The organism is Dryocola sharpae (assembly GCF_051307055.1).
Lineage (GTDB): Bacteria > Pseudomonadota > Gammaproteobacteria > Enterobacterales > Enterobacteriaceae > Dryocola.
Genome location: NZ_CP149994.1, coordinates 198,130 through 224,206 on the forward strand (window position 1 = coordinate 198,130; position 26,077 = coordinate 224,206).

24 protein-coding genes are annotated in these 26,077 nt (G+C 54.5%); 14 read left to right on the forward strand and 10 right to left on the reverse strand.

What is annotated here, in order from left to right:
- Positions 1–11: 11 nt before the first annotated feature.
- Entirely contained in the window at positions 12–1,979 is a 1,968-nt protein-coding gene (locus WLO31_RS00900) for a putative bifunctional diguanylate cyclase/phosphodiesterase (RefSeq protein ID WP_435928633.1), read from the forward strand.
- Positions 1,980–2,108: 129 nt separating this feature from the next.
- Here the strand turns inward: WLO31_RS00900 and WLO31_RS00905 are convergent, their stop codons facing one another.
- Entirely contained in the window at positions 2,109–3,512 is a 1,404-nt protein-coding gene (locus tag WLO31_RS00905; protein WP_435928634.1) for a M24 family metallopeptidase, read from the reverse strand.
- A gap of 174 nt (positions 3,513–3,686) precedes the next feature.
- Between WLO31_RS00905 and WLO31_RS00910 the strand changes: the two genes are divergently transcribed.
- Complete coding sequence (locus WLO31_RS00910) at positions 3,687–4,586, forward strand: DMT family transporter (protein WP_435928636.1); 900 nt, start codon at positions 3,687–3,689, stop codon at positions 4,584–4,586.
- Here the strand turns inward: WLO31_RS00910 and WLO31_RS00915 are convergent.
- Positions 4,578–6,050, reverse strand: a complete 1,473-nt coding sequence (locus WLO31_RS00915; RefSeq protein WP_435928638.1) for a PLP-dependent aminotransferase family protein — start codon at positions 6,048–6,050, stop codon at positions 4,578–4,580. The two genes, WLO31_RS00910 and WLO31_RS00915, sit on opposite strands and share 9 nt — an antisense overlap.
- 227 nt (positions 6,051–6,277) lie before the next feature.
- Complete coding sequence (locus tag WLO31_RS00920; RefSeq protein ID WP_435928639.1) at positions 6,278–7,327, reverse strand: AI-2E family transporter; 1,050 nt, start codon at positions 7,325–7,327, stop codon at positions 6,278–6,280.
- Positions 7,328–7,468: 141 nt separating this feature from the next.
- Here WLO31_RS00920 and WLO31_RS00925 point away from each other — a divergent pair, with 141 nt between their 5' ends.
- Entirely contained in the window at positions 7,469–8,689 is a 1,221-nt protein-coding gene (locus tag WLO31_RS00925; RefSeq protein WP_435928640.1) for an MFS transporter, read from the forward strand.
- On the opposite strand, the gene WLO31_RS00930 is transcribed toward WLO31_RS00925, so the two are convergent.
- Together WLO31_RS00930 and WLO31_RS00935 are read right to left on the reverse strand one after the other, a co-directional pair.
- Positions 8,690–9,247: a DcrB family lipoprotein gene (locus WLO31_RS00930; RefSeq protein WP_435928642.1), complete on the reverse strand. Its 558-nt coding sequence runs from the start codon at positions 9,245–9,247 to the stop codon at positions 8,690–8,692.
- A 72-nt stretch (positions 9,248–9,319) separates the two neighbouring features.
- Positions 9,320–9,985, reverse strand: a complete 666-nt coding sequence (locus WLO31_RS00935) for a 7-cyano-7-deazaguanine/7-aminomethyl-7-deazaguanine transporter (RefSeq protein WP_435928643.1) — start codon at positions 9,983–9,985, stop codon at positions 9,320–9,322.
- Positions 9,986–10,162: 177 nt separating this feature from the next.
- Between WLO31_RS00935 and tusA the strand changes: the two genes are divergently transcribed.
- The 4 genes from tusA (at position 10,163) to WLO31_RS00955 (ending at position 13,435) form a co-directional block, all read left to right on the forward strand.
- The gene (gene tusA, locus WLO31_RS00940; protein ID WP_435928644.1) at positions 10,163–10,408 is read left to right on the forward strand and encodes a sulfurtransferase TusA; all 246 of its coding nucleotides are present in this window, start codon (positions 10,163–10,165) and stop codon (positions 10,406–10,408) included.
- A 197-nt stretch (positions 10,409–10,605) separates the two neighbouring features.
- Positions 10,606–11,589 (forward strand): TRAP transporter substrate-binding protein, encoded by a 984-nt coding sequence (locus WLO31_RS00945; protein WP_435928645.1) that lies wholly within the window; start codon positions 10,606–10,608, stop codon positions 11,587–11,589.
- A gap of 31 nt (positions 11,590–11,620) precedes the next feature.
- Positions 11,621–12,130 carry a TRAP transporter small permease gene (locus WLO31_RS00950; RefSeq protein ID WP_435928646.1) on the forward strand — a complete coding sequence of 170 codons (510 nt, stop codon included), beginning with the start codon at positions 11,621–11,623 and terminating at the stop codon, positions 12,128–12,130.
- An 18-nt stretch (positions 12,131–12,148) separates the two neighbouring features.
- On the forward strand, positions 12,149–13,435 hold the full coding sequence (locus tag WLO31_RS00955) for a TRAP transporter large permease (protein ID WP_435928647.1): 1,287 nt from the start codon (positions 12,149–12,151) through the stop codon (positions 13,433–13,435).
- A 51-nt stretch (positions 13,436–13,486) separates the two neighbouring features.
- Here WLO31_RS00955 and zntA read toward each other — a convergent pair whose 3' ends face one another.
- On the reverse strand, positions 13,487–15,688 hold the full coding sequence (gene zntA, locus WLO31_RS00960; protein WP_435928648.1) for a Zn(II)/Cd(II)/Pb(II) translocating P-type ATPase ZntA: 2,202 nt from the start codon (positions 15,686–15,688) through the stop codon (positions 13,487–13,489).
- Between the two features lie 83 nt (positions 15,689–15,771).
- Entirely contained in the window at positions 15,772–16,398 is a 627-nt protein-coding gene (locus WLO31_RS00965) for a lysoplasmalogenase (RefSeq protein WP_435928649.1), read from the reverse strand.
- A gap of 142 nt (positions 16,399–16,540) precedes the next feature.
- On the opposite strand from WLO31_RS00965, the gene WLO31_RS00970 reads away from it, so the two are divergent.
- Positions 16,541–16,906 carry a DUF2500 domain-containing protein gene (locus WLO31_RS00970; protein ID WP_435928650.1) on the forward strand — a complete coding sequence of 122 codons (366 nt, stop codon included), beginning with the start codon at positions 16,541–16,543 and terminating at the stop codon, positions 16,904–16,906.
- Here the strand turns inward: WLO31_RS00970 and WLO31_RS00975 are convergent.
- Together WLO31_RS00975 and rsmD are read right to left on the reverse strand one after the other, a co-directional pair.
- Positions 16,900–17,169: a DUF1145 family protein gene (locus WLO31_RS00975; protein WP_435928651.1), complete on the reverse strand. Its 270-nt coding sequence runs from the start codon at positions 17,167–17,169 to the stop codon at positions 16,900–16,902. The two genes, WLO31_RS00970 and WLO31_RS00975, sit on opposite strands and share 7 nt — an antisense overlap.
- Positions 17,170–17,180: 11 nt before the next feature.
- Positions 17,181–17,756 carry a 16S rRNA (guanine(966)-N(2))-methyltransferase gene (gene rsmD, locus WLO31_RS00980; protein WP_435928652.1) on the reverse strand — a complete coding sequence of 192 codons (576 nt, stop codon included), beginning with the start codon at positions 17,754–17,756 and terminating at the stop codon, positions 17,181–17,183.
- Between the two features lie 194 nt (positions 17,757–17,950).
- On the opposite strand from rsmD, the gene ftsY reads away from it, so the two are divergent.
- The 5 genes from ftsY to WLO31_RS01005 all read left to right on the forward strand — a co-directional run bounded on the left by ftsY (position 17,951) and on the right by WLO31_RS01005 (position 23,654).
- Complete coding sequence (gene ftsY / locus WLO31_RS00985) at positions 17,951–19,477, forward strand: signal recognition particle-docking protein FtsY (protein WP_435928653.1); 1,527 nt, start codon at positions 17,951–17,953, stop codon at positions 19,475–19,477.
- A 2-nt stretch (positions 19,478–19,479) separates the two neighbouring features.
- Positions 19,480–20,148 (forward strand): cell division ATP-binding protein FtsE, encoded by a 669-nt coding sequence (gene ftsE, locus WLO31_RS00990; RefSeq protein WP_435928654.1) that lies wholly within the window; start codon positions 19,480–19,482, stop codon positions 20,146–20,148.
- A complete protein-coding gene (gene ftsX / locus WLO31_RS00995) occupies positions 20,141–21,196 on the forward strand; it encodes a permease-like cell division protein FtsX (RefSeq protein WP_435928655.1) in 1,056 nt (351 codons plus the stop codon). Before ftsE ends, ftsX begins: the two co-directional genes overlap by 8 nt.
- 274 nt (positions 21,197–21,470) lie before the next feature.
- Positions 21,471–22,325, forward strand: a complete 855-nt coding sequence (gene rpoH, locus WLO31_RS01000) for an RNA polymerase sigma factor RpoH (protein WP_435928656.1) — start codon at positions 21,471–21,473, stop codon at positions 22,323–22,325.
- 225 nt (positions 22,326–22,550) lie between these two features.
- A complete protein-coding gene (locus WLO31_RS01005; RefSeq protein ID WP_435928657.1) occupies positions 22,551–23,654 on the forward strand; it encodes a branched-chain amino acid ABC transporter substrate-binding protein in 1,104 nt (367 codons plus the stop codon).
- 446 nt (positions 23,655–24,100) lie between these two features.
- Here WLO31_RS01005 and panM read toward each other — a convergent pair whose 3' ends face one another.
- Positions 24,101–24,481, reverse strand: coding sequence for an aspartate 1-decarboxylase autocleavage activator PanM (gene panM / locus WLO31_RS01010; RefSeq protein ID WP_435928658.1), 381 nt, complete (start codon positions 24,479–24,481; stop codon positions 24,101–24,103).
- A gap of 421 nt (positions 24,482–24,902) precedes the next feature.
- On the opposite strand from panM, the gene livK reads away from it, so the two are divergent.
- On the forward strand, positions 24,903–26,012 hold the full coding sequence (livK, locus tag WLO31_RS01015) for a high-affinity branched-chain amino acid ABC transporter substrate-binding protein LivK (protein ID WP_435928659.1): 1,110 nt from the start codon (positions 24,903–24,905) through the stop codon (positions 26,010–26,012).
- Positions 26,013–26,077 lie beyond the last annotated feature (65 nt).

Here is a 26,077-nt window from a genome sequence, read left to right on the forward strand (position 1 = left end):
TTGGAGATTTTATGAACAGAGTCCTTGCGGCCATTATTTTTGTTATTTTTATATCCACTGGATATATTTCTTTCCTGGTAAATGAAAGGCAGCACGAACTTCAAAAGCTCACGCAATATACAACTTCCTGGTCTGTCGGGCAGCTGGTTTCTGAATATTTTAAACTTGAATCCTGGTTGGGATTATATGCTATAAATGACAAGCATGTGACTCTGGACAATATCAGATTGCGTCTGGATATTATGCTAAGCCAAAATGAACTCATGAAGGGAGGGGATTTATTCCATCTTATAGAAAAAAGATCTGAACATCGTGAATTAGCAGCAAAACTGGATAAAAACCTTCAATATCTTGATGTGCAGCTATCCGAAATGAGCCGATCTGATATTGATGCATTTCTTATAAAAATGCATGAATTAGATGCGCCCATGAGCATGCTTTCATCAAGCGCAATGACCAGTGACTTAAATGCTGTAAATATTACCAACCATAAAATAAAAAATCTCTACTCTGTCTATACCGTATTATCTATATTGCTAATGGTTCTGAGTATGATACTGGGTATCATGATTCTTTATCAGAAACAAAATATCATGAAAGCTCATGGGCAGGTGAAGCGACTGGCGGAAGAGCTTCAGTCATCAAAAGAAAAGCTGCAACATCAGAATAAAAAACTAAAATATGATGTCTATCATGACTCGCTGACCGGTCTGCGGAACCGCCTTTATTTCTGGAAGCACTTAAAAATCATTATTACCCTTGCCCAGTTAAACGGTGGTTCCGTTACTGTGATGCTGTTTGATTTGGATCGCTTTAAAGAAGTGAATGATACGCTTGGCCATGATGCCGGAGATAAATTATTACAAGAAATAGCTGCCCGCCTGGCCAATATTAGCTATAAAAACGAAACTTTTTACCGTTTGGGCGGCGACGAATTTGCGCTTATCTCCACTGATTTAACAGAAAATATGGCTGTCGGCAGAGCCCGTCTCATCAGCGACTGTGTCAGCCAGACTTATAACATTTACGGTGCTACCGTTAATATAGAAACCTGCGTTGGTATATTTATTTCAGATACCGAGAGACGTTCTGATTATATTTACAAATCTGCCGATCTGGCGCTGTATGATGCAAAAAGGCAAGGCGCCAGCCACATAAAAGTATTCAGACCAAAAATGCTGCAGCAGATTAAAGCGAATATGATGCTTGAAAAAGATCTGTTACATTCTTTAGATAACGATGAATTAAAAGTCTACTATCAACCCATTATTGATTCATTTAGCGGAAAAATAGATGGATATGAGGCTCTTCTCCGTTGGTTTCATCCTTCGAGAGGGATGGTGGCGCCTGATATATTTATTCCGATTGCTGAAAAAACAGGGTTTATTAAGAAGGTTGGCAGCTGGGTTCTGGAAAAAGCATGCATGGAGGCCGTCTCCTGGAAAGTTCCGGCCAGTATTTCAGTAAACGTCTCCCCCGTGCAGCTGAACAGCATTTCCTTCGTTGATATTGTGATGAATGCGCTGAAAAAATCTGGCCTGCCCGCTGAACGACTTGAACTGGAAATTACAGAGTCGACCCTCTTCAATGAGAGCGATACCCCATTATCGATCCTGGTCAACCTGAGAAAAATGGGTGTAAAAGTCTCGATCGATGATTTCGGAACGGGTTATTCATCGCTGTCCCGTTTGAGCATGCTTTCCTTCGATAAAATAAAAATAGACAAATCATTCATCAAAGATATCTCCACACAAAAAGATGCCTTTAACATTACAAAGCTTATGTTATCTCTGGCCAGACGCCTTAATATGAAGGCAGTCGCCGAAGGTGTGGAAACGGAAGAACAGCTTGAATGTCTGCAATCGCTAGGTTGCGATTTAGTGCAGGGTTATCTCTTTGGTAAGGCTGAGCCTTTTATTGATGAAGCTATAAGCTTTTCATGTTTCACAGACGTTATCACTTGCTTAAAAAATAGATAAGCAAAAGTTTAATTTTTATCCTCCCCGGGGCTGACGCTTATTACTACAGCGTCTCTCCTTTTTCGGCCAGAGCCAGATTCCCTGAAGCCTGAAGAGGCGGAAGAGAGTATATCTCCCGCCAGCGCGGCTTTACGGCTTTGCCACAACCAGAGCGGTTTCCTTATCCAGCAGATAAGGGCGCAGGTAGCCCACGGTGTTAGACAGCGGCAGCACATCTTCGTGAAGGTGAATATTCAACTCGTCGCGGATATATGCCCGGCGGGTAACTATTCTTTGCCACAACTCAGGGTACAGCGCGGCCAGCTCCAGACGAAGCGTTTCATCCGCCAGCGCAATGGTGTCTTCAATGCTGGCCCCGGCGTAGCCTTTCCTTGAAGGGATAATGTCGATTTGCAGCAGCATGCCGCTTGCGAGCGGGATATCAGAGGCGGGATAGACCGGCGAGCAAAGCCACTCTTCATCGGCCACTAAATGCCCGGGATTAAGGTGCCAGCTGTATTCCGCCTTCGGTAAAACCTGCTCAACCAGATCATAGATTTCATGGCCTTTCACGCCGACGCGGATAAATTCCAGCCAGCTTATCACCGCGTTGTAGTAAGGGATGGCGACCACAGCGAGATAATCCCGCACCTCGGGAGCCAGCTCGCTGGCGTTATGCACAACGTACGCCGCGCGGCTGGTTAACCCGCCTTTATAGCTGACGGTTAGCGAGAATTTATCTCCCAGCCGTACCGTTTTGTCGGACGGATAGAGGTTGGCGTATTCGAAGCGCTCCCCGGTTGCCGCTATGGTGACAACGTTGTTTGCCTGTCCCTCAGCGGCCAGCAGCGCTGCAATGGCCTTTTCTGTTTTACCCGGCTCAATCGCATTTAACGCGGTTAACGCTGCCCCCGAAGCGAGGTTAGCCCCGTACTCATAATGGGCTATTTCATTGGCGTTATTGCTGATTCTGGCGCCGGACTGCGGCCCGATAAAAATATCTGTCGTATTCAAAAGCCGCGCCTCCGCGGGCAGCGCCGCCTGGATAGCCTGATATATAAAGACCGGCATATCGAACAGAGACTGGTTATCGTCATACGCGCCGGTGAATAACTTCCAGCCGACGATCCCCACGCGCTGTTGATCTTTCAGCCCGGCGTTTTTTAGCACTTCATGCAGGGAAGATGAGATATCCATCGGCTGGTTCGGCAGCGAAAACCACGGAGCGTGCGCCACATCTGCGGCAAGGCGTGAATAGGGCGCGAGCTTCAGGTTTTCATTTCCCAGCACTAATACGGCTGCGCCGCTTTTATGCAGCACCAGCAGCCCTTCCTCAAAGCGCGGGATAAAACCGGTCAGGTATTCAAAATTGCCTCCGTGCTCTTTATCGGCGTACACGATAATCGTATCAAGCTGCCTGCGCGCCATACGCTGGAGAATTTTGCTGCGCCGCTCTTGAAGCGTCTGGTCACTTAGCGTTACGCCTGGAAGGTTGGGAAAGATCCGCGGCGGTTTTACGGCGGTCAGGCTAAATGCTGAATGAGGACGGGGCATGGGCTTCTCCTTAAACGGTCGCGATGCGTATCTGCCTGAGAGTAACACCGCTTTGGCCTTAAAGATGCTAAGGCAGATGTGGCCTGGCAAAAATCCTGCTAAGTGGATCTGTCTCCAGGCCGCTTATCACGCAGAATGGCCTTTTAGCCGCCAGACCGGATAAGGTTTCAGCCAATGGTTTATCAGACAGTAAAAACTGCGAAAGCAGCCCTCAGCAATACCGCTCTCGGATGGATAAATGGTGCTCTGGGTGTGCTGATATTCAGCGGATCTTTACCCGCAACGCGCGTGGCGGTGCTTGAGATTGAGCCGGTATTTCTGACGGCTGCCAGAGCCGTCATTGCCGGTCTGTTTGCGCTGGGCGTTCTGCTTGCGACTCGTCAGGCGAGACCTGCCCGGAAAGATATGACGCCGTTGCTGTTTGTCGCCGCAGGCGTCGTGATTGGCTTTCCCCTGCTGACGGCCATCGCCTTGCAGCACACAACTTCCGCACATTCGCTGGTATACATCGGCTTATTGCCGCTGGCGACGGCCTGCTTTGGGGTATTGCGAGGCAAAGAGCGCCCGCAGCCCGCTTTCTGGTTATTTTCAATCCTGGGAAGCGTGCTGGTAGGCGCTTTTGCGTTAAGCCATAGCTCAGGCAGCGACAGAACAGGCGATGCGCTAATGGTCGCGGCAGTGCTGATGTGCGGGCTGGGCTATGCCGAAGGCGCCGTACTTTCACGTCGTCTGGGCGGCTGGCAGGTTATCTCCTGGGCGCTGGTTATTGCTCTGCCGCTTACGGCTGGCGCTGGCGCTTTTTACGCGCCGCAGGGCTTGTCCGGCGTGAGTCCCGGAGCCTGGATAGCGCTGGCTTACGTTTCCCTGTTCAGCATGTGGATCGGCTTTATTTTCTGGTATCGCGGCCTGGCGCTTGGCGGCATTGCCGCCGTTGGCCAGCTCCAGCTCCTGCAGCCCTTCTTAGGGTTGCTGCTGGCCGGTTTTGTCCTGCATGAAGCAGTCCAGCTATCTGTGGTTACGGTGATGAGCGGGGTGCTGATTTGTGTATTCGGCGCAAAGCGCTTTTCAGCGTAGGGCGCGCTCAATAACCTGATTTAGCTTTCTGACCGCGGCGTATATTTCCGTCCCGGTATAGCCGCCCAGCCCAAGCAACACGCCGGATTTTTCTTTCCCCTTGCTGTACATATGCGAAACGGCACGCAGTGAGATGCCCGCTTCGCCCCCCTTGCGTACCACCACGCGATCGTCCAGGCCCTCTTTACACCATAGCACCATATGCATCCCCTGATCGCAGGGCTGAAGCGTCGCGAGGGCGGGATCGATCAAGGCGTTCACCGCTTCCATCAGCACGCGGCGCTTTTCAGCATACACGCTGCGCATTTTACGCAGATGTCTGTCAAGGTGCCCTTCGGCCATAAAAGCGGTCAGCACATACTGATCGGCGACGGGCGGATGCCTGTCCATCAGTATCCGCGCGCCGCAGAAGGCGTTGACCAGCGGCTGCGGAACAATGGCATACCCCAGCCGCAAAGACGGGAAAAGAAGTTTGCTGAAGGTGCCGAGATAAATAACGTTGTCCGGACCCAGCCCCTGCAAAGCGGGGAAAGGATGGCCGGAATAGCGCATCTCGCTGTCATAATCGTCTTCAACAATCCATGCGTGATTTGCTTTCGCCCAGGCCAGCAGGGCCGCTCTGCGCGACATGCTCAAAGGCATGCCAAGAGGATACTGATGCGAGGGCGTGACAAACGCGGCTTTTGCCTGCGGCGCGATAATTTTTCCCGCTTCGACGTCAAGGCCTTCTCCATCTACCGGCACCCGGGCCATATTTCTGTCGCGCAGCGCGGTTTCAAAGATATCCGTAATCCCGGGGTAGCCCGGGTCTTCCACCCATGCGGTATCGCCGCTATCCAGCAAAATCTGCGTGGCCAGATAGAGGCCCTGTTGCGTGCCGGAAGTGATAATGATTTGTTCGGGCGAACAGTGGACGGAGCGCGATTTACGTACATATTCGCAGATGGCCTCACGCAGCGGTTTAGCGCCCTGCGGCTCGCCATAACCTGATGGCGCCCCCGGCCCACGGGCACGAATGCGGTTGCCCAGCTTGCGCCAGACATCATCCGGTGCGGTATCGCCAACGGGCACGGATACGGCAAAAGGCGCAGGCGCGAGAGTTTTTATTCTGTCTGCAACGCGAGCAAAGGCGAGAGCGCTTTCGCCCAGTAAGATATCGCCAGCAGGCTTAACCTTTCTGGCGGGTAAGCGTTGCGGTGCGAATACAACGCGCGTGCCCGATCCCTGTTTTGACTCCAGAAATCCTTCCGCGACCAGTTGTGCAAACGTTTCCAGTACCGTGCCGCGCGACAGGTTCAGCGTCGCGGCAAGATGGCGCGTGGAGGGCAGGAGATCGCCTGCCTTAAGTTCGCCTTTATGGATAGCCTTTCTCAACGCCTGCGCCAGCTGCAGACTCAGCTGCCCCGCGTGGCGGTCAAACTCGCCGAGCGGCGGCATATTGATAGCGTTAGCTTTTCTGGACATAGATTCTGGCCTGATGAAATGCAGGGAAACTGGCTCTATATAGTAAACCACTTTTTCCAGAGTAAGACTCCTCCCGCTAAAAATGGCCTCTTTCACTCCGGGAGATAAGCGATGTGCCGCAGGAGTATAGCGACGCGATGGGGAGAACAGGGGTGGGGATTCGGCGGATTTTCTGAATAGGGTAAACAGTTAAGCGCCGCAGAGTTCTGCGGCGCTGTTTTTGTTGGTTAGCCTGGAAGACGGCTCTTGGGCCGCCCCGGACCAAGCAGAATCGCCAGTTTGGCTCCGCCTTTGGTGGTTTCCATCAGGATTTTACACACGCTGGTAAGCGGTACCGAGAGCAGCATGCCGACCGGGCCGAGCAGCCATCCCCAGAACAGCAACGAGAGGAACACCACGAACGTCGACATTCCCAGCCCGCGTCCCATCATGCGCGGCTCGACGATATTCCCCAGCACCATATGCACGGCGAGAAACAGCGCGCCGACCATAAACATTTCGTAGGTGCCGTTAAACAGGAAGGCCTGAATCATCGGCGGAATAGCGGAAAGCACCGAACCGATATTGGGAATATAGTTCAGCAGGAAGCCCAGCACGCCCCACATCAGCGCAAACTGCACGCCCATCAGCACAAGCCCGGCCCAGATAATGGCGCCCGTCCACAGGCTTATCAGCGTTTTCAGCGCCAGATAATGCGTGACGCCTTTCAGCGCCCGGTGCAGGCCGGCGATATGCACCTGCGGATTAGCCAGCGCAAAACGCAGCTTATAGGGGACGTGGCGTACCTCGAACAGCATAAAGACGACGGTCATCACCAGCAGTAAAATACTCGCCATCGCGCCGGAAAGGCTGGTCATTAGCGTGGTGGCGAAAGCCATCACCCTTTCGGAGTCCAGACGCTGCAGCATGCGTTCCGGCGAAAGCCGCAGGTGTACCAGCGGAATCGCTCTTTCGAACTCCAGCACCTTCTGCATCAGCATCTTGTTGTATTTCGGCAGCAGAGCCAGAAACTCATTCATCGATGCCGCCAGCACGCCGATCAGCAAAGTCAGCATAATCAGCATCACGAAGACCACGATAGCAATGGCCAGCGGGCGTCGTACCCCGCGTCGAATAAACCAGGTGACGAGCGGGTTGAGCACGATGGCGAAAAAGAGCGCCATCAGGAGCGGCACGATAATGTCCGCCGCCGCGTGGATCCCGGCAAGGATAATCACCAGGGCGGAGAGCTTCAGGAGAATGTGTAACCCGACTTTATCGGATTCGAGGGGCGGCATGGAGAATTCCTTTCTGTTATCGATCTTCATAGTGTAGTGCTTTGTTGGCTTCTTATTCAGAGGGCTGTCGGAAGTCAGTAGCTGAAATCCAGGCCGGGACCTGTTTATACTGGGCATCCGCTGTTTTCTGAGTGAATGCTGATGCCTGACCTCGCGCCTCAATCCGCGCCGGGCGGTTTGCGCCTCAATCTGCAAATCGTTTCCGTGGTGATGTTTAACTTCGCAAGCTACATGACTATAGGCCTGCCGCTGGCGGTGCTGCCGGGATATGTACACGACGTCATGGGCTTTAGCGCCTTTTGGGCGGGGCTGGTCATCAGCCTGCAATATTTTGCCACGTTGTTAAGCCGTCCGCATGCCGGACGTTACGCTGATTTACTCGGGCCGAAAAAAATAGTCGTATTTGGCCTGTGCGGCTGCTTTCTGAGCGGCTTCAGCTACCTGCTGGCGGCGCTTGGCAGCGGCTGGCCGATGGCGAGCTTAATTTTGCTCTGTTTTGGGCGTGTGATCCTGGGGATTGGCCAAAGTTTTGCCGGCACCGGCTCCACGCTTTGGGGCGTCGGCGTGGTCGGCTCCTTGCATATTGGACGCGTCATTTCCTGGAACGGGATCGTCACCTACGGCGCGATGGCGATTGGCGCGCCGCTCGGCGTGCTGTTCTGGCACATGGGTGGGCTGAAGCTTCTGGCGGAAATTATTATGGCCGTGGCGCTGCTCGCTATTCTCCTTGCGCTGCCGCGCCCGGCGGTAAAAGCTGGTAAAGGCAAGCCGTTGCCTTTTCGGGCGGTGCTTGGCCGCGTCTGGCTCTACGGTATGGCGCTTGCGCTGGCTTCCGCGGGTTTCGGCGTAATCGCCACCTTTATCACGCTGTTCTACGATGCCAAAGGCTGGGACGGCGCGGCGTTTGCGCTCACGCTCTTTAGCTGCGCGTTTGTCGGTGCCCGCTTACTTTTTCCGAACGGTATTAACCGCCTGGGCGGGCTGAACGTGGCGGCGATCTGCTTCGTGGTGGAAATTATCGGGCTGCTGCTGGTGGGCTTTGCGGATGAACCCTGGATGGCGAAAGCCGGTACGTTTCTGACGGGCGCCGGCTTCTCGCTGGTGTTTCCGGCGCTGGGCGTTGTGGCGGTGAAAGCTGTGCCACAGCAGAATCAGGGCAGCGCGTTAGCGACCTATACCGTGTTTATGGATTTATCCCTCGGCATCACCGGACCGCTTGCTGGCCTGGTAATGGCTTATGCGGGCGTGCCGGTAATTTATCTGGCGGCGGCGGGACTGGTCTTTATCGCGCTGCTACTGGCCTTGCGGTTAAAAAAAAGGCCTCCGGTTGTGCAACCGCAGGCCGTGACGCCACCAGAATAATTACTTGATGATTATGGTGTTGATGATGTTCTCAGCGGCGGTTTGCGCCTGCTGCTGATTGTCCGCAGGCAGCGTTATCTGCATGGTCAGCAGCTTATCATCCACTTTGCTCAGGATAACCGACGAGTACGCGGTTTGACCTTTTGCCGAGATAATGGTGTCGAGCTGTTGCAGGTTGTGGCCTTTAATCTCAACAGATTTGTTGGTCACGACCTGGAGCTGCGGGTCGCGCGCGCGCTGCTGGTCTTCCAGGCGTTTTGCCAGCGCTTCTAAATCATCGGTGGTGTTGTCGCCGACAATCACGATAACCGCTTTCTGGCCGGTGGCGTCGGAGTAGACGTGCATATTATTCGTCTGCGTGCCCACTTTACCGCTTTGATCCGTCATATCCGGCGGCAGGGCGAAGCTTACTTTACCATCAAGCAGGCTAACCGGCTGGGCATTGGCGTTGCCTTCGGCTGCAGCCCCTTCGGCCGGGGTTTTGGTGTCGTTGTTGTCGCAGGCGGCAAGACCAAACACCAGCAGGCCGATACCGACATATTTAACCAGGTTACGCATGACTTCATCCTTTACGTTAATAAGCCGCTAAGGCCAATCCCAGCATCTTAGCACAAGATAATTCAGGCGCGGTCAACCGGGCTGCAACCCCGATATTTCAGATTTGTCCGCCAGGCGTTTTATCAGCATGTTGAGCAGCACGCCATACATTGGCAGGAAGAAAATCAGGCTTATCAAAATTTTAAAGCAGTAATCAACGATGGCGATCTCCACCCAGTGCTGCGCCATAAACGCATCCGGGCTGCGCCAGAAAGCGATAAAGAAGAAGGAGAGCGTATCGCTGACGTTGCCGAAAAGCATGGAGGCCGACGGCGCAAGCCACCAGCGTTTGCTCTGACGAAGGCGGTTAAAGACGTGGACATCAAGGATCTGCCCCAGCGCGTAAGCCATAAAGCTTGCCGTGGCTATGCGGGCGACAAACAGGTTGAAGTGCGTCAGCGCCTCAAATCCTTGCCAGCTGCCCATATAAAACAGGGCGGAAATAGCGTAAGAAATCACCAGCGCCGGGATCATTACCACAAAGATAATGCGACGCGCGAGCGGGGCGCCGAAAATCCGCACCGTCAGATCGGTTGCCAGGAAGATAAACGGGAAGCTGAAGGCGCCCCAGGTCGTATGGAATCCGAAGACCGAAACCGGAAGCTGTACCAGATAGTTGCTGGAGGTGATCACCAGCAAATGGAATAGCGATAGCCAGAACAGCGCTCTCATGCGCCGTTGAGTTTGGAACTGCGTCATATTTTAGCCTTTTTAATGAATGGGGTGAGGGAACCCAGTAAGCGCTTTTTAAAAGCCGGGGGATAATACTGCTTTAGTCCCGCTTTGCAATGGTTAATTTTAACGCAATCGTTCACGTCGCTTGCACGATATTTTACCGGGCGTAAACTAGCGCGGTTTTTTACATTCGAGACTGCCATGACCGATTTATTCGCCAACCCGGACCACACCCTTGATGCCTCTGGCCTGCGCTGTCCCGAGCCGGTAATGATGGTGCGCAAAACCGTACGTAATATGCAGCCGGGCGAGACGCTGTTGATCGTCGCCGACGATCCGGCCACCACGCGTGATATTCCCGGTTTTTGCCGCTTTATGGAGCACGAGCTGATTGCTCAGCATGTAGAATCACTGCCTTACCGCTACCTGCTGCGTAAAGGCCAGTAGCCCGCTTACGCCCTGTGCTTTCCGCACGGGGCTTCTGAACCCGCTTTGCATCCCTTCTGAACCTCAATTTCATTTTTTGTTGCTTTTGTGAACTGCTTCACCACCGCTTTTCTTCATCCAGGCTAATTTCTAATCGACAAAATAAAACATTGTTTTACTTCTTACCTACCCGACATTTCTATTTCTGGAGCGACACGATGAAGAAGACCTTTATGCCTGCTTTCGCTGGCCTGTGCCTGTCTACCGCGTCACTGCTGTTTGCGCAGGCAAGCTATGCGCAGGTCATTAAAGCCGCCGATGTTCACCCCGAAGGCTATCCCAACGTTGTCGCTGTGCAACATATGGGTGAAAAGCTGAAGCAGCAAACCAACGGGGAACTGGAGATTAAAGTCTTCCCAAGCGGCGTGCTTGGCGATGAAAAACAGATGATTGAGCAGGCGCAGCTGGGGGCGATAGATATGATTCGTGTCTCCATGGCGCCGGTTGCCGCCATTCTGCCGGATGTTGAAGTCTTTACCCTGCCGTATGTGTTCCGCGATGAAGATCATATGCATAAAGTGATCGACGGCGATCTGGGGAAAAAGATCGGCGACAAGCTCACTTCTAACCCGAAATCCCGCCTGGTGTTTCTCGGCTGGATGGATTCCGGCACGCGTAATCTGATTACCAAAAACCCGGTAGTGAAGCCGGAGGACTTACGCGGTATGAAAATCCGCGTGCAGGGCAGCCCGGTCGCGCTTGCCACGCTTAAAGACATGGGAGCTAACTCCGTGGCGATGGGCGTGAGCGAAGTGTACAGCGGGATGCAAACCGGGGTTATCGACGGCGCGGAGAACAACCCGCCAACGTTTATCGCCCATAACTATATGCCGGTCGCCAAAAACTATACCCTGAGCGGCCACTTCATCACTCCGGAAATGCTGCTCTACTCCAAAGTGAAGTGGGACAAGCTGAGCGCCGACAACCAGCAAAAAATCCTCAAGCTGGCCCGCGAAGCGCAGATGGAGCAGCGCGAGCTGTGGAATGTCTATAACAAACAGGCGCTGGAAAAAATGAAGGCAGGCGGCGTGCAGTTCCACGAAATCGACAAGTCCTGGTTTGTGAAAGCGACCGAGCCGGTGCGCAAAGAGTATGGTGAGAAGCATCAGGATCTGATGAAAGCAATCGCTGACGTTCATTGATCCTAACGGCTGATACTTTCGTGGAGGGCGTATGTCCCAAAGCTTCTCGAACTGGATGGATAAAGTTTACCTGGCGGCGATGATCGTCGCCGGTTTCTCTTTGCTTATCATGACCGTCATTATTCCGATTGGGATTTTCTCGCGCTATGTGCTCAACCGCGGGGAATCCTGGCCGGAGCCGGTGGCGATAATCTGCATGGTCACGTTTACCTTTATCGGCGCGGCGGTGAGCTATCGCGCCGGTTCCCACATCGCGGTAAATATGCTGACGGACCGGCTGCCGCAGGCGCTGCAAACGTTCTGCGTGCGCATTGTCGATCTGCTGATGCTGTTGATTTCAGGCGTGATGTTTTATTACAGCTACTTCCTGTGTGCGGACTTATGGCTGCAGCCTGTGGCGGAGTTTCCCGTCCTGACGTCGGGGCAAACCTACCTGCCGTTGCCGGTTGGCGCGGTGTTGCTGATTTTGTTTGTTATCGAGCGATTGCTGTTTGGTTCTCAGGAGAACCGTCCGGTAGTGCTGCTTGGTAATCACGGTTAACGGCCGGGGGATCCCAACATGGATGCATTTGTGTTATTAGCCACGCTCGCCGTGCTGCTGGCCGTGGGCATGCCGGTGGCGTTTGCCGTTGGGCTCAGCGCTATGGTCGGGGCGCTGTGGATTGATTTGCCGCTTGAGGCGATCATGATCCAAATCACCAGCGGGGTGAATAAATTCACCCTGCTTGCGATCCCGTTCTTTATTCTGGCGGGGGCGATCATGGCGGAAGGCGGCATTGCGCGGCGCCTGGTGAATTTCGCCTACATATTTGTCGGCTTTATTCGCGGCGGCCTGTCGCTGGTGAACATCGTGGCTTCTACCTTCTTTGGCGCGATTTCGGGCTCGTCGGTGGCGGATACCGCGTCCATCGGCAGCGTGATGATCCCGGAAATGGAGAGGAAAGGCTATCCACGCGAATACGCGGCGGCGGTCACCGCGAGCGGATCGGTGCAGGCGATTTTGATCCCGCCAAGCCATAACTCGGTGATTTACTCGCTGGCGGCCGGCGGCTCGGTTTCTATCGCCACGCTGTTTATCGCCGGCGTGCTGCCGGGAATATTAATGGGCGCCAGCCTGATGGTGATGTGCCTGGGCTTCGCCCATAAACGCGGCTATCCGAAAGGGGAACGTATTCCCTTTAAGCAGGCGCTGAAAATATTCTTTGATGCTTTATGGGGCCTGATGACGGTCGTCATCATCCTCGGCGGTATTCTGACCGGCGTGTTTACCGCCACGGAATCCGCGGCGGTGGCCTGCGTGTGGGCCTTTTTCGTCACCATGTTTATCTATCGCGATTACAAATGGAACGAGCTGCCGAAGCTGATGTTCCGCACGGTGAAAACCGTCTCTATCGTTATGATTTTGATTGGTTTTGCTGCGGCTTTTGGCGCCGTGATGACCTATATGCAGCTTCCTGCGCGCATCACCGAATTCTTTACGTCGCTGTCGGATAACAAGTACGTGATCCTGATGTACCTGAACGTGATGCTGCTGCTGATCGGCACGCTGATGGACATGGCGCCAATTATTTTGATCCTGACTCCGGTGCTGCTGCCGGTGACCAACTCGCTGGGCATCGATCCGGTGCATTTCGGGATGATCATGATGGTAAACCTGGGCATCGGCCTGATTACGCCGCCGGTTGGTTCGGTGCTGTTTGTCGCCAGCGCGGTCAGCAAGCAGAAGATAGAAGTGGTAGTGCGGGCTATGCTGCCGTTCTACTTTATGCTGCTGGTGGTGCTGGCAATGGTGACCTATATTCCGTGGGTTTCGCTGTGGCTGCCGCACGCTCTGGGGATGAACTGAAGTGATTGGCAGGGCGGGTAAGCAACCTTACCCGCCTGACTTTTCAAATGACTACTTCTTACGCAACAGTCGCAACGCATTCGCCGTCACCAGCGCAGTTGCGCCGGAATCCGCAAGTACCGCCAGCCACAGGCCGGTAATCCCCAGCAGCGTTGTGATGAGAAATATCCCTTTCAGGCCCAGCGCTATCGTGATGTTCTGCCGGATATTGCTGTGCGTTGCCCGCGCAAGATTAATCATGCCCGCAAGTTCTGTCAGGCGGTTGTGGGTCAGCGCCGCATCGGCGGTTTCCAGCGCCACGTCGGTGCCGCTGCCCATGGCAATGCCGATAGTAGCGGCCTTCATGGCCGGGGCATCGTTGATGCCGTCACCGACCATCGCCAGCGGCCGCCGGGCGTTCATCTCATTGACCGCTTTAACTTTATCAGCGGGCAGCAGGCTGGCACGGTAATCCATACCCAGTTCACCGGCGATAGCTGCGGCTGCGCGCGGATTATCGCCCGTCAGCATTACACCTTGTACACCGATATTTTTCAGGGCCGCAATCGCCTCTCTGGCATCGCTGCGCAGCGTGTCGCGCATAGCGATAATGCCCAGCAGCCCGTTCTGGCGCACCACGGCAATCACCGTCTGGCCTTCCGCTTCCAGTTGCGTGATGCGTCCTTGCCAGGTGGCATTTAGCACGGCGGCGGAGAGTTTTCCCGGCGAGCTAAGCAGCAGCGTTTCACCATCGATTATTGCTTCCACGCCAACGCCCGCCAGCACGCGGTGCGATACCGTTGCCGGCAGGGTAAGTTCCCGCTGTTGCGCTTCGCGAACAATGGCCTGCGCAAGCGGGTGCGAAGAGCCCTGCTCAGCGGCGGCGGCCAGCGCCAGCAGGTCGTTTTCGCTCAGCGAATCAGCCGCGTCAATTGCGGTAACCTGCGGCTTTCCTGCGGTCAGCGTGCCGGTTTTATCGAACGCTATCTGTTGGATCTGCCCGAGACGTTCCAGCGCCGCGCCGCCTTTTATTAATGCGCCACGGCGAGCGGCGGCAGCCAGGCCGGAAGTTATCGCAGCCGGCGTCGAAATAACTAACGCGCAAGGGCAGCCGATCAGCAGCAGCGCCAGCCCTTTGTATATCCACTCACTCCAGCTTTGCCCGAACAACAGCGGCGGGATGACGGCGGCAAGTAGCGCTATCGCCATAATAGCCGGCGTGTAGACGCGGCTGAAACGGTCGATAAAGCGTTCTATCGGCGCCCGGCTTTCTTCAGCTTCTTCAATTAAACGCAAAATGCGATCGATGGCGCTGTCGCCCGGCTCAGAGATGACCTCAAGCTGAACAAGCCTGTCGACGCTGGTGCTGCCCGCCGGGACTTTCTCGTTTTGGCTGCGTTCCACCGGCACCGATTCGCCGGTTAACGCGCTTTCGTCGAAGCTGGCGGTTTCGTTGAGCAGGCGACCATCCGCCGGTAACCGGCCACCGGCGGAGACTTCAATGACATCGCCCGGACGAAGTTCGCTCAGCGCGATACTTTCTCTTTCGCCGTGGCGAATGCGCGTGGCGATCTCCGGCCTGAGCGCCATCAGGGCGCTTACTCCGCGTCTGGCACGGCTTGCCGCAAAGGATTCAAGGCGTTCGCCAATCAGAAACAACGCCAGCACCATAGCTGCTTCGGCGGTGGCGCCGATAAAAAGCGCGCCGGCCGCGGCGACGCTCATCAACGTCTCGATAGCAAACCAGTTACCGCTGCGGATCAGGCGCACGGCCTGGCGCGCAACGGGCCACAGGCCAACCAGCGTGGTGGCGATAAACGCTATGTTGCCGGACGGATGGCTGAACTGTTCCAGTCCCCAGCTTACCGCCATCATGACAGCGAGAGTGAGAAGCGGTAAGTTTTCACGCCAGCCAGGACCGGCGGCGACTGCCGGTACGGCGCCGTCGCGCAGCGTATATCCGGCGGCTTTTACCGCTTTTTCAACTTCCTGACGGACGTCGTGTGGCGCGGTTACCAGAAGTTTTTGCGTCGCAAACAGAACCTGCACGTGTTGTACGTCCGGGATTTGTTTTACCGCGTTTTCGACTTTACGTGCGCAGGCGGCGCAGTCCATGCCCGCGACCTGCCAGCTATAGCGATCGCCTTTCTCCGGAATAACTTCGGGCTGCGGGACAGCAGAGCACTGCTCGTCACCGCAGCAGGAGGGCGCTTCGGCTGGCAACGGACTTAACTTTACCTTTGCAAACTGCGGGGTGCTTTTAGCGTTGTTCATACGCCCTCCTGGGTAATGATAATATTCTCATTACCGATGTTACACTCTGGAGCTTACTCCAGAGTCAAGAGGGAATATGCGGCTCAGATATAGAGCGACCGGACAATCATAAAATGTCCGGCAAAATAGCAGGCGGCGGCGATGGCGCTATCGGCGGTAAAACGGCGGCGGTAGTGGCTAATCAACCAGACAATATTGCCCAGCAGGAGAAGCGTGGCGCCGACAAAACCCGAGAGGCTGCTGCTTGTCGGGCGGAAGAAATAGAGCTCGCCTGCCAGCCATACCATGACCAGCGTCATGCCGATAAAGGTCATGATCGGCCAGCGGAAGGTTTCCAGCCGCGTCCAGATGATGGCCACCAGCAACGCACCCACAATCAGCAGCGCGAGGGGCAGCGGCCAGAAAAAGGAGAACGTCATCCGGCTGGCGAAATAAAGGGTATAGAGCAAATGCGACAGAAAGAAGGCGCCGATGGCGTACAGCAGACGCTGCGTCGGCAGCAGGGTCAGCGCATCGCCCGCAAGCGTTGCCAGCAAACCGGCGAGGATGAGGTAACCCGTAGCCTCAAACATCGGCGCCTGCCAGGCCAGCAAAAGCAGCAGCAGCAGCGTGACCGGCTTAAACACCCAGCGTTGCCAGGCTGGGCCCCGATAGGAAGCGTCAACGTAGAGCCACCCGGAAAAGAATACGGCAATGAAAGACCAGAGCATGGCGTGTCCCTTTTTTAATAGTCGGCGTATCGCACACAGCAGGCTGTGCTTCTTATTTAAGTCTAGTGGTCAAAGTCGGTGGATGACAATGCCCGGAGGTGAGAGGTATTCTTAAAAGCGCCTGACAAACCGGGATAAATCTATGAGCAAACCACCCGTTTTCTTTATTGCCATCATCGTGTTAATCGTGGTGGCCGCGTCATTTCGCTTTATGCAGCAGCGCCGCCAGACGGCCGAAAACGACGCCGCGCCGCTGAGCCAAAAAAGCGTCATCGTCGCCGTCAAGCGCGAAACGCCGGCCAATGACCGGCGTTCACGACAGCGCGAGGTTGTGCCCGCCGGCAGCTCGATGCGTTATGAGGTTCGGTTCCGCCCACAGGCAGGCGGAATGGAGATGAAAATGCGCGTGTCGGCGGAGGTTTATCATGAGCTTAGCGTTGGGGATAAAGGCACGTTGCAGTACAAAGGGACGCGTTTTATCGCCTTCGTCCCGCAAGCCCCTCACTGACCCTTGCGCAGGTTCTTCTGCCAGGCCAGCAGCTCAAAGACCCCAAAAACGAAGATTTTAAGCTGCTGACCGCGGCTCAGCGGCGGGCCATCTTTCGGCTGGGTTGATTTCAGCAGCGCCAGCTGCATCGCGTGCATAATAGCCATAAAAATCAGCGCTACGTTGACAAAGATATTTAGCGGGCGCGGGAAGGGATGGAAAATATTCAGCAGCAAAAAGGCCCATACGCACAGCATCAGCAGCCTGCCCAGATTAATCAACATGATGTATCTCCTTATGCTTCGCGGCGATAGAGGCGGCAGGCAACCTGGCCGGCCACTTTTTCACGGTGTAGTGTCCAGCTTGCGGGCACTGGCGGCATGCTGTTCTCCACTTCGCTTTCGACATAGATCAGCGCGTCAGCCGCCAGCCAGCCGTTAAGCTCAAGCAGGGCTATCGTCTCTTCCAGCAGTCCCTTACGGAACGGCGGATCGATAAACACAACGGTATGCGGCTTGCCGGGTTGCGCCAGATAATTCAGCGTATTGGCGTTGATGACGACGCCGTTCGCAGCGTTAAGCGTGATGAGATTCTTCTGCAATTGCTGTGAGACGTTGCGATCCATTTCCAGAAGCGTAGCACCTGCGGCATAACGGGATAGCGCTTCGAGCCCCAGCGCGCCGCTACCTGCGAAACAGTCCAGCACGCTGGCGTCCACCATCGACGGAGCCAGCCAGTTGAATAAGGTTTCGCGTATCCGGTCGGTGGTTGGACGCAGGCCGGGGCTGTCGGGAACGGGAAGCTTACGGCCACGCCAAAGGCCTCCAATAATGCGGATCTGGCCTGTACCTTTGGATTGGGATTTCTTCATAAGACTCACTGCGATGTGATTTTTGCCGACTATTCTAGCGGCGCGAGAGGTGAGGGGAAACCTTATTCCGTCGGAGTGCCGCAAGCTTTGGGAAAGTGATAGACTAACATATTCAATCGACGATCATTTTCAGCGCCCGGCGCAAGCGCTCCCGGGCCTGTGCCATGAATCAACAGCGAGGAGTACATTCGCAAATGGCGAAAGAGAAAAAACGCGGCTTTTTTTCCTGGTTGGGCTTTGGTCAGAAAGAGCAGGAACCGGAACAGGAAACAGAACAAAAAGTTGTAGCAGAAGAACCGGTTGCCGAAGAGCCTGTTGAGCGCAACGCTGAACAAATCGTTGAACCAGCACAGCCGCAGGCGGCTGAAGAAAGCGCGCAGCCAGAAGCGAGTGATGAGCCGGCTGTTCACTCTCCGCAGGAAACTGAAAGCTTCGCGCAGGACGTTGTAGAAGTCAGCGAAAAGCTGGCTGAACCTGAAGCGGTTGCCGAGCCAGAACCTGTTATCGAACCAGCAGCCGTTGAGCCGGAAGTTCTGCCTGAACCAGAGCCAGCCGCCCAGCCGCAGGCCACGGTCGAGCATGAAGAGCTGCCGCTACCGGAAGAGGTAGCAGAAACCGAGCTGGAAGCGGATGAATGGCAGGCGGAACAAGATAGCGCTGGCGAAGAAACCGTCGCTGAAATCGAAGAGCTCGTTGCCGCTCACGTTGAATATGCCCCCGTCGAAGAAGCGCCGGTAGAAGCGGATACGGCGGAAGCGGAAGAAGATATTCAGGAGCAGCAGGAGCAGGAGAAGCCAACCAAAGAGGGTTTCTTTGCGCGTCTCAAACGCAGCCTGCTGAAAACTAAACAGAATCTCGGTTCCGGATTTATCAGTCTGTTCCGCGGTAAGAAAATCGACGACGATCTGTTTGAAGAGCTCGAAGAGCAGCTGCTGATTGCCGACGTTGGCGTTGAAACCACCCGTAAAATCATCGGCAACCTGACTGAAGGCGCGAGCCGTAAGGATCTGCGCGATGCCGAAGCGCTTTATGGTCTGCTGAAAGACGAAATGGGCGAAATCCTGGCGAAAGTCGATGAACCGCTCAACGTTGAAGGCAAGACGCCGTTTGTCATCCTGATGGTTGGCGTAAACGGCGTGGGTAAAACCACCACCATCGGCAAGCTGGCGCGTCAGTTCCAGCAGGAAGGCAAATCGGTGATGCTGGCGGCGGGCGATACCTTCCGCGCGGCAGCGGTCGAGCAGCTGCAGGTGTGGGGGCAGCGCAACAATATTCCTGTTGTCGCTCAGCATACCGGAGCGGATTCCGCTTCCGTTATTTTCGATGCGATTCAGGCAGCTAAGGCGCGCGGCGTTGATGTGCTGCTGGCCGATACCGCAGGGCGCCTGCAGAACAAAGCGCACCTGATGGAAGAGCTGAAGAAAATCGTCCGCGTGATGAAAAAGCTGGACGAAGAGGCCCCGCATGAGGTTATGCTCACTATCGATGCCAGTACCGGACAAAATGCGGTAAGCCAGGCGAAGCTGTTCCATGAGGCCGTAGGGCTTACGGGCATCACCCTGACTAAACTGGATGGCACAGCCAAAGGCGGCGTGATTTTCTCCGTGGCCGATCAATTTGGCATTCCGATTCGCTACATTGGCGTCGGCGAACGAATTGAGGACTTGCGTCCGTTTAAAGCGGACGATTTTATAGAGGCACTTTTTGCCCGAGAGGATTAACAATGATTCGCTTTGAACACGTCAGTAAAGCCTATCTCGGTGGAAGGCAAGCGCTGCAGGGCGTTACCTTCCATATGCAGCCCGGTGAGATGGCTTTTCTGACCGGCCACTCTGGCGCGGGGAAAAGTACCCTGCTCAAGCTTATCTGCGGTATTGAACGGCCCAGCGCCGGAAAGATTTTCTTCAGCGGCCACGATATCAGCCGTCTGAAGAGCCGGGAGGTGCCGTTCCTGCGTCGCCAGATTGGCATGATCTTCCAGGATCACCACCTGTTAATGGACAGAACGGTCTACGATAACGTGGCGATCCCGCTGATTATCGCCGGGGCGAGCGGAGAAGATATTCGCCGCCGCGTCAGCGCCGCGCTGGATAAGGTCGGGCTGCTGGACAAAGCGAAGAATTTCCCTATTCAGCTCTCCGGCGGTGAACAGCAGCGCGTGGGCATCGCCCGTGCGGTGGTCAATAAACCTGCCGTATTGCTGGCGGATGAACCGACAGGCAACCTGGACGAGGCGCTCTCGGAAGGCATCCTGCGCCTGTTCGAAGAGTTTAACCGCGTTGGGGTAACGGTTCTGATGGCGACGCACGACCTTGGTCTTATCTCCCGTCGTAACTATCGTATGTTGACATTAAGCGATGGCCATTTGCATGGAGGCCTGGCAGGTGAATAAACGCAACGCGCTCAATCACATCAAGCGCTTCAGCAATAAGCTGGATAAAATCAACAAGCTGAACCGGCCTGCGGACGCAGGTCGCCCGGCGAAAAAAAGCGCTAAAGGGCCTCAATCGAAAGCCCGCTCGCTCAAGGGCGGCGTGAACGAACAGTTCCGCTACGCCTGGGAAGGCGCGGTCCAGGATCTGAAGAGCAAGCCTCTTGCCACTTTTCTTACCATAATGGTTATCGCCATTTCGCTTACGCTGCCGAGCGTGTGCTATATGGTTTACAAAAACGTCAATCAGGCCGCGACGCAGTATTATCCTTCGCCGCAAATCACCGTCTATCTTGATAAAGCGCTGGACGATAACGCCGCGCAGCAGGTGGTTGGCGCTATTCAGGCCGAAGAGGGAGTGGATAAAGTCAATTATCTGTCGCGCGATGAGGCCCTTGGCGAGTTCCGTAACTGGTCAGGCTTTGGCGGCGCGCTGGATATGCTCGAAGAAAACCCGCTGCCGGCGGTGGCGGTGGTGAACCCAAAACTCGATTTCCAGAGCACGGATCACCTGAACACGTTGCGCGATCGCGTGGCGCGTATTAACGGCGTGGACGAAGTACGCATGGACGATAGCTGGTTTGCGCGGCTTGCGGCCTTGACGGGCCTCGTCGGGCGCGTATCCGCTATGATCGGCATTTTGATGATTGCCGCCGTTTTCCTGGTGATCGGCAACAGCGTGAGGCTGAGCATTTTCGCCCGCCGGGATACCATTAACGTGCAGAAACTGATTGGCGCAACGGATGGCTTTATCCTGCGTCCATTCCTGTACGGCGGCGCGCTGCTGGGATTCACCGGGGCGTTTTTATCGCTTATTCTTTCGGAAATTCTGGTGCTGCGGCTATCTTCTGCGGTAACGGAAGTGGCGCAGGTATTCGGCACAAAATTTGACCTTTCGGGCCTCGGTTTTGAAGAGTGTTTGCTGCTGCTGCTGGTGTCGGCGATGATTGGCTGGACGGCGGCCTGGCTTGCCACCGTGCAACATTTACGTCGCTTTACCCCAGAATAAAATTTTTTTGATATACTTTGTCTCCGGCTCATGGAACTTCCGTTAGCCGGGGATAGCGTTCCCTTTTCAGCGCGACGCTTCTCCTGCCGTGTTACCAGTGCTGTCACATTTTGTGTGTAATTTATACACAGCCATACATTGAACTTGTGGATAAGATCACTGTCTGAGAGTAGTGTGAATGGTACGGTCTGGCGCGTTGACGTGAAGTCAGTGCCTTTGCCGCATAAAAAAGCGTTGCGGCAACCTGTACGTTAGTCTCTAAGAGAGGGTTTGAATGACCAAAGAAATGCAAAATTTAGCTTTAGCCCCTGTTGGTAACCTGGAATCTTATATCCGGGCCGCTAACGCCTGGCCGATGTTAACGGCTGAGGAAGAGAAGGAGCTGGCTGAAAAGCTGCATTACCAGGGCGATCTGGAAGCAGCGAAAAGGCTGATCCTGTCTCACCTGCGCTTTGTTGTTCACATCGCTCGTAATTATTCGGGCTATGGCCTGCCGCAGGCTGACCTGATTCAGGAAGGTAATATCGGCCTGATGAAAGCGGTACGCCGCTTCAACCCGGAAGTGGGGGTTCGCCTGGTCTCCTTTGCCGTGCACTGGATCAAGGCTGAAATTCACGAATACGTGCTGCGTAACTGGCGTATTGTGAAGGTGGCAACCACTAAAGCGCAGCGTAAGCTGTTCTTTAACCTGCGTAAAGCTAAACAACGTCTGGGGTGGTTTAATCAGGACGAAGTGGAAATGGTCGCCAATGAGCTTGGCGTTTCCAGCAAAGACGTGCGCGAGATGGAATCCCGCATGGCGGCGCAGGACATGACCTTTGACATGGGTAATGATGACGACTCCGACAGCGCGCCAATGGCGCCGGTGCTGTTCCTGCAGGATAAATCGTCTAACTTTGCCGACGGCATCGAAGACGATAACTGGGAATCCCACGCTGCGGATAAACTCAGCGACGCTATGCTGGGCCTTGACGAGCGCAGCCAGGCTATCATCCGCGCGCGCTGGCTTGATGAAGACAACAAAAGCACATTGCAGGAGCTGGCAGACCGCTACGGCGTCTCCGCAGAACGTGTTCGTCAGCTGGAAAAGAACGCGATGAAAAAACTGCGTATGGCTATCGAAGCGTAAAGCTTTTCCAGCCAGATAAAAAACCGCCTTTCCGGGCGGTTTTTTTATGCCTGCTCCCTCCCACTTCGAAACGTGACAAAATTGTTATTCCAAAAAACGCAAAATCGGGTATGTTTTTAGCACGGAGTGCGGCGGAGGCCTGCGCGGTTATCTCCACATCAAAAATAAAACAGCGCCAAAACAACACCACAAATAGCAGTCACAACAAGAATGGGGATTCTCAGGATGAAAATGAAGGGCAAAGCTTTACTGGCTGGCTGTATCGCACTGGCGATGAGCAATGCGGCATTTGCAAAGGACATTAAAGTTGCGGTAGTCGGCGCCATGTCTGGGCCGGTTGCGCAGTATGGCGATCAGGAATTTACCGGTGCAGAGCAGGCGGTTGCCGATATTAACGCCAAAGGCGGTATCAAAGGCGACAAGCTGGTCATCACCAAATATGACGATGCCTGCGACCCGAAACAAGCGGTTGCGGTCGCCAACAAAGTGATTAACGACGGCATTAAATACGTTATCGGCCACTTATGCTCCTCTTCCACGCAGCCTGCGTCTGATATCTACGAAGACGAAGGCGTTCTGATGATCACGCCTGCGGCAACCGCACCGGAACTGACCGCGCGTGGCTACAAGCTGACTCTGCGTACCACGGGTCTGGATTCCGATCAGGGCCCAACTGCCGCGAAATACATTCTTGAACATGTAAAACCAAAAAATATTGCGATTATTCACGACAAGCAGCAATACGGCGAAGGCCTGGCGCGCTCGGTGCAGGATAATCTGAAGAAAGGCGGCGCGAACGTGGTGTTCTTTGACGGCATCACCGCAGGCGAGAAAGATTTCTCCACGCTGGTGGCGCGCCTGAAGAAAGAGAATATCGATTTCGTCTACTATGGCGGTTACCACCCGGAAATGGGCCAGATCCTGCGCCAGTCTCGTGCCGCAGGGCTGAAAACTCAGTTTATGGGGCCGGAAGGCGTGGCGAACGTTTCGCTGTCTAACATTGCCGGCGCCTCTGCCGAAGGCATGTTAGTCACCAAGCCGAAGAACTACGATCAGGTTCCTGCTAACAAACCGGTTGTGGATGCGATCAAAGCGAAGAAACAGGATCCTAGCGGCGCATTCGTGTGGACCACCTATGCTGCGCTGCAGTCGCTGGCGGCAGGTCTGAACAAATCAGAAGATCCGGCTGAAATCGCCACTTATCTGAAAGCGAGCACGGTAGATACGGTGATGGGGCCGCTCTCCTGGGATGAGAAGGGCGATCTGAAAGGCTTTGAGTTCGGCGTGTTCACCTGGCATGCGGACGGTACTGCGACCGACGCTAAATAAAAGTTGTCGGGTGGCGCTGAGGCTTACCCGACCTACTATTATTCATGCGATTATAAGTCGGGTGGCGCTGACGCTTACCCGACCTACCATTATTCATGCGATTATAAGTCGGGTGGCGCTGACGCTTACCCGACCTACCAGTGTTCACGCGATCGTAAGTCGGGTGGCGCTGAGGCTTACCCGACCTACCATTATTCATGCAATTGTAAGTCGGGTGGCGCTTACGCTTACCCGACCTACCATTGTTCACACGATCGTAAGGCGGGTGGTGCGGACGTTTACCCTAACTACCATTGTTCACGCGATCATAAGTCGGATGGCGCGGACGTTTACCCGACCTATCATTGTTCATGAGATCATAAATCGGGTAGCGCTGAGGCTTACCCTACTTGCCATCTTTCACGCGATCGTAGGTCGGATAAGCGTAGCGCCATCCGACTTTTATCCTACTTCTCCCAGCCGCCGGTCTGTGCCCGGAACCCCGCAGCCTGCATAAAAGCAGCCATTACGCCGCGGTCTTCCACGCCAACGTCGGCCATCCACCAGTCGGTAACCGCCGGGTTATCGCGCAGCACTTCCTCTAACAGATATTGCCCTACGCCGCGCCGACGCGTGATTTCGCGTACCCGCAACGAGTCCAGCGCGCCCTGCGTCCCGGTGAGCGTAACGCGCACCGCGCCCAGAAGGCGATCGTTAAATTTTGCGGCGTAAATCCGATGATTATCGCTGAGCGTGAGCGAAGCGCTGGAGTATTCCGGCCAGATCTTAGCGAGATCGATCTTATCCTGAACGCTACACTCAAACAGACGAATGACGGTGAGTTTCATAAACGAGCTAACCAAAAAGCGGGAAAACCCCGATTGTAACCAATTTATTTGCGCCAGACGCTTTATCTTTTTTCAGCCCATGCGCAGCCGATTGCATTATGTGACAAACATTAAGCAGTTTGAATCACGTCGGAATGAAATTTGTTCAGTATAAAACCCTAAAAACTAGTGAATTATTCCGCTCTTTGTACCGCTATTTTATGCTGAAAACGGCGCTTTTTTTTGTTTCACTCTGCTTCAATACAGAATAATATCTCCGCTTAATCGCCTGAAAAATAGAGCTTTTAGTCACAAAAATTGTAAATTTTAGTGCTAAGCCCTTAAAGGCAATGATAAAAATCGAAACTGATTATAAAAAGCACTGGATATTATTTGACCAGCTTAAGACCACGCCATCACGAAAGAAATGGGGATTGAACGGATGAAAATGAACGCGAAGACATTACTCGCCGGGATAGTTGCTTTGGCGGTGTCTCACGCGGCAACCGCTGCAGACATTAAAGTCGCCGTTGTCGGGGCAATGTCTGGCCCGGTGGCACAATGGGGTGATATGGAGTTCAACGGCGCGCGCCAGGCTATTAAAGATATTAACGCCAAAGGCGGTATCAAAGGCGATAAGCTCGTCGCGGTTGAATATGACGATGCATGCGACCCAAAACAGGCTGTTGCGGTTGCCAATAAAATTGTTAACGACGGCGTGCGCTATGTGATTGGCCACCTGTGCTCCTCTTCCACCCAGCCTGCCTCTGATATCTACGAAGACGAAGGCATTCTGATGATTACCCCCGGCGCGACAAACCCGGAGCTGACAAGCCGTGGCTACGAGATGATCATGCGCACCGCGGGACTGGACTCATCCCAGGGGCCAACGGCTTCTAAATATATTCTTGAGCACGTTAAACCGCAGCGTATTGCCATCATCCATGACAAACAGCAATACGGCGAGGGCCTGGCGCGTTCGGTGCAGGACGGCCTGAAAAAAGCGGGCGCCAATATCGTCTTCTTTGACGGCATCACCGCGGGCGATAAAGATTTCTCCACGCTGGTTGCTCGCCTGCAAAAAGAAAACATCGATTTCGTTTACTACGGCGGTTACTACCCGGAAATGGGGCAGATCCTGCGCCAGGCGCGCGCTGTAGGCCTGAAAACCCAGTTTATGGGGCCGGAAGGCGTAGGTAACGCATCGCTGTCCAATATCGCAGGCCCGGCGGGCGAAGGCATGCTTGTCACCATGCCGAAACGCTATGACCAGGACCCGGCGAACAAAGCTATCGTTGATGCGCTCAAAGCGCAGAAGAAAGATCCAAGCGGCCCGTACGTGTGGATCACCTATGCAGCCGTACAGTCTCTGGCAACCGCGCTTGAACGCAGCGGCAGCGCAGAACCTGCGGATCTGGTTAAAGATTTGAAAGCACACGGCGCAAAAACCGTGATTGGGCCGCTGAACTGGGATGCGAAAGGCGATTTGAAAGGATTTGAGTTTGGTGTCTTCCAGTGGCACGCCGATGGTTCGTCCTCCGTGGCGAAGTAAGGCGGCTACATTAGTCATCCCACCTTGCGGGCGATAAACCCGCAAGGCATAAGAAAGGTTAAGTT

Coding starts and splice junctions, on each gene's coding strand:
- WLO31_RS00915 (WP_435928638.1), bottom strand. CDS start 6,050: ATGTCCAGAAAAGCTAACGCTATCAATATGCCGCCGCTCGGCGAGTTT.
- WLO31_RS00975 (WP_435928651.1), bottom strand. CDS start 17,169: ATGTTGATTAATCTGGGCAGGCTGCTGATGCTGTGCGTATGGGCCTTT.
- ftsE (WP_435928654.1), top strand. CDS start 19,480: ATGATTCGCTTTGAACACGTCAGTAAAGCCTATCTCGGTGGAAGGCAA.
- WLO31_RS00955 (WP_435928647.1), top strand. CDS start 12,149: ATGGATGCATTTGTGTTATTAGCCACGCTCGCCGTGCTGCTGGCCGTG.
- WLO31_RS00935 (WP_435928643.1), bottom strand. CDS start 9,985: ATGACGCAGTTCCAAACTCAACGGCGCATGAGAGCGCTGTTCTGGCTA.
- WLO31_RS00965 (WP_435928649.1), bottom strand. CDS start 16,398: ATGCTCTGGTCTTTCATTGCCGTATTCTTTTCCGGGTGGCTCTACGTT.
- WLO31_RS00930 (WP_435928642.1), bottom strand. CDS start 9,247: ATGCGTAACCTGGTTAAATATGTCGGTATCGGCCTGCTGGTGTTTGGT.
- rsmD (WP_435928652.1), bottom strand. CDS start 17,756: ATGAAGAAATCCCAATCCAAAGGTACAGGCCAGATCCGCATTATTGGA.
- zntA (WP_435928648.1), bottom strand. CDS start 15,688: ATGAACAACGCTAAAAGCACCCCGCAGTTTGCAAAGGTAAAGTTAAGT.
- WLO31_RS00970 (WP_435928650.1), top strand. CDS start 16,541: ATGAGCAAACCACCCGTTTTCTTTATTGCCATCATCGTGTTAATCGTG.
- WLO31_RS00900 (WP_435928633.1), top strand. CDS start 12: ATGAACAGAGTCCTTGCGGCCATTATTTTTGTTATTTTTATATCCACT.
- rpoH (WP_435928656.1), top strand. CDS start 21,471: ATGACCAAAGAAATGCAAAATTTAGCTTTAGCCCCTGTTGGTAACCTG.
- tusA (WP_435928644.1), top strand. CDS start 10,163: ATGACCGATTTATTCGCCAACCCGGACCACACCCTTGATGCCTCTGGC.
- WLO31_RS00905 (WP_435928634.1), bottom strand. CDS start 3,512: ATGCCCCGTCCTCATTCAGCATTTAGCCTGACCGCCGTAAAACCGCCG.
- WLO31_RS01005 (WP_435928657.1), top strand. CDS start 22,551: ATGAAAATGAAGGGCAAAGCTTTACTGGCTGGCTGTATCGCACTGGCG.
- livK (WP_435928659.1), top strand. CDS start 24,903: ATGAAAATGAACGCGAAGACATTACTCGCCGGGATAGTTGCTTTGGCG.
- WLO31_RS00950 (WP_435928646.1), top strand. CDS start 11,621: ATGTCCCAAAGCTTCTCGAACTGGATGGATAAAGTTTACCTGGCGGCG.
- WLO31_RS00920 (WP_435928639.1), bottom strand. CDS start 7,327: ATGCCGCCCCTCGAATCCGATAAAGTCGGGTTACACATTCTCCTGAAG.
- WLO31_RS00945 (WP_435928645.1), top strand. CDS start 10,606: ATGAAGAAGACCTTTATGCCTGCTTTCGCTGGCCTGTGCCTGTCTACC.
- WLO31_RS00925 (WP_435928640.1), top strand. CDS start 7,469: ATGCCTGACCTCGCGCCTCAATCCGCGCCGGGCGGTTTGCGCCTCAAT.
- ftsY (WP_435928653.1), top strand. CDS start 17,951: ATGGCGAAAGAGAAAAAACGCGGCTTTTTTTCCTGGTTGGGCTTTGGT.
- WLO31_RS00910 (WP_435928636.1), top strand. CDS start 3,687: ATGGTTTATCAGACAGTAAAAACTGCGAAAGCAGCCCTCAGCAATACC.
- panM (WP_435928658.1), bottom strand. CDS start 24,481: ATGAAACTCACCGTCATTCGTCTGTTTGAGTGTAGCGTTCAGGATAAG.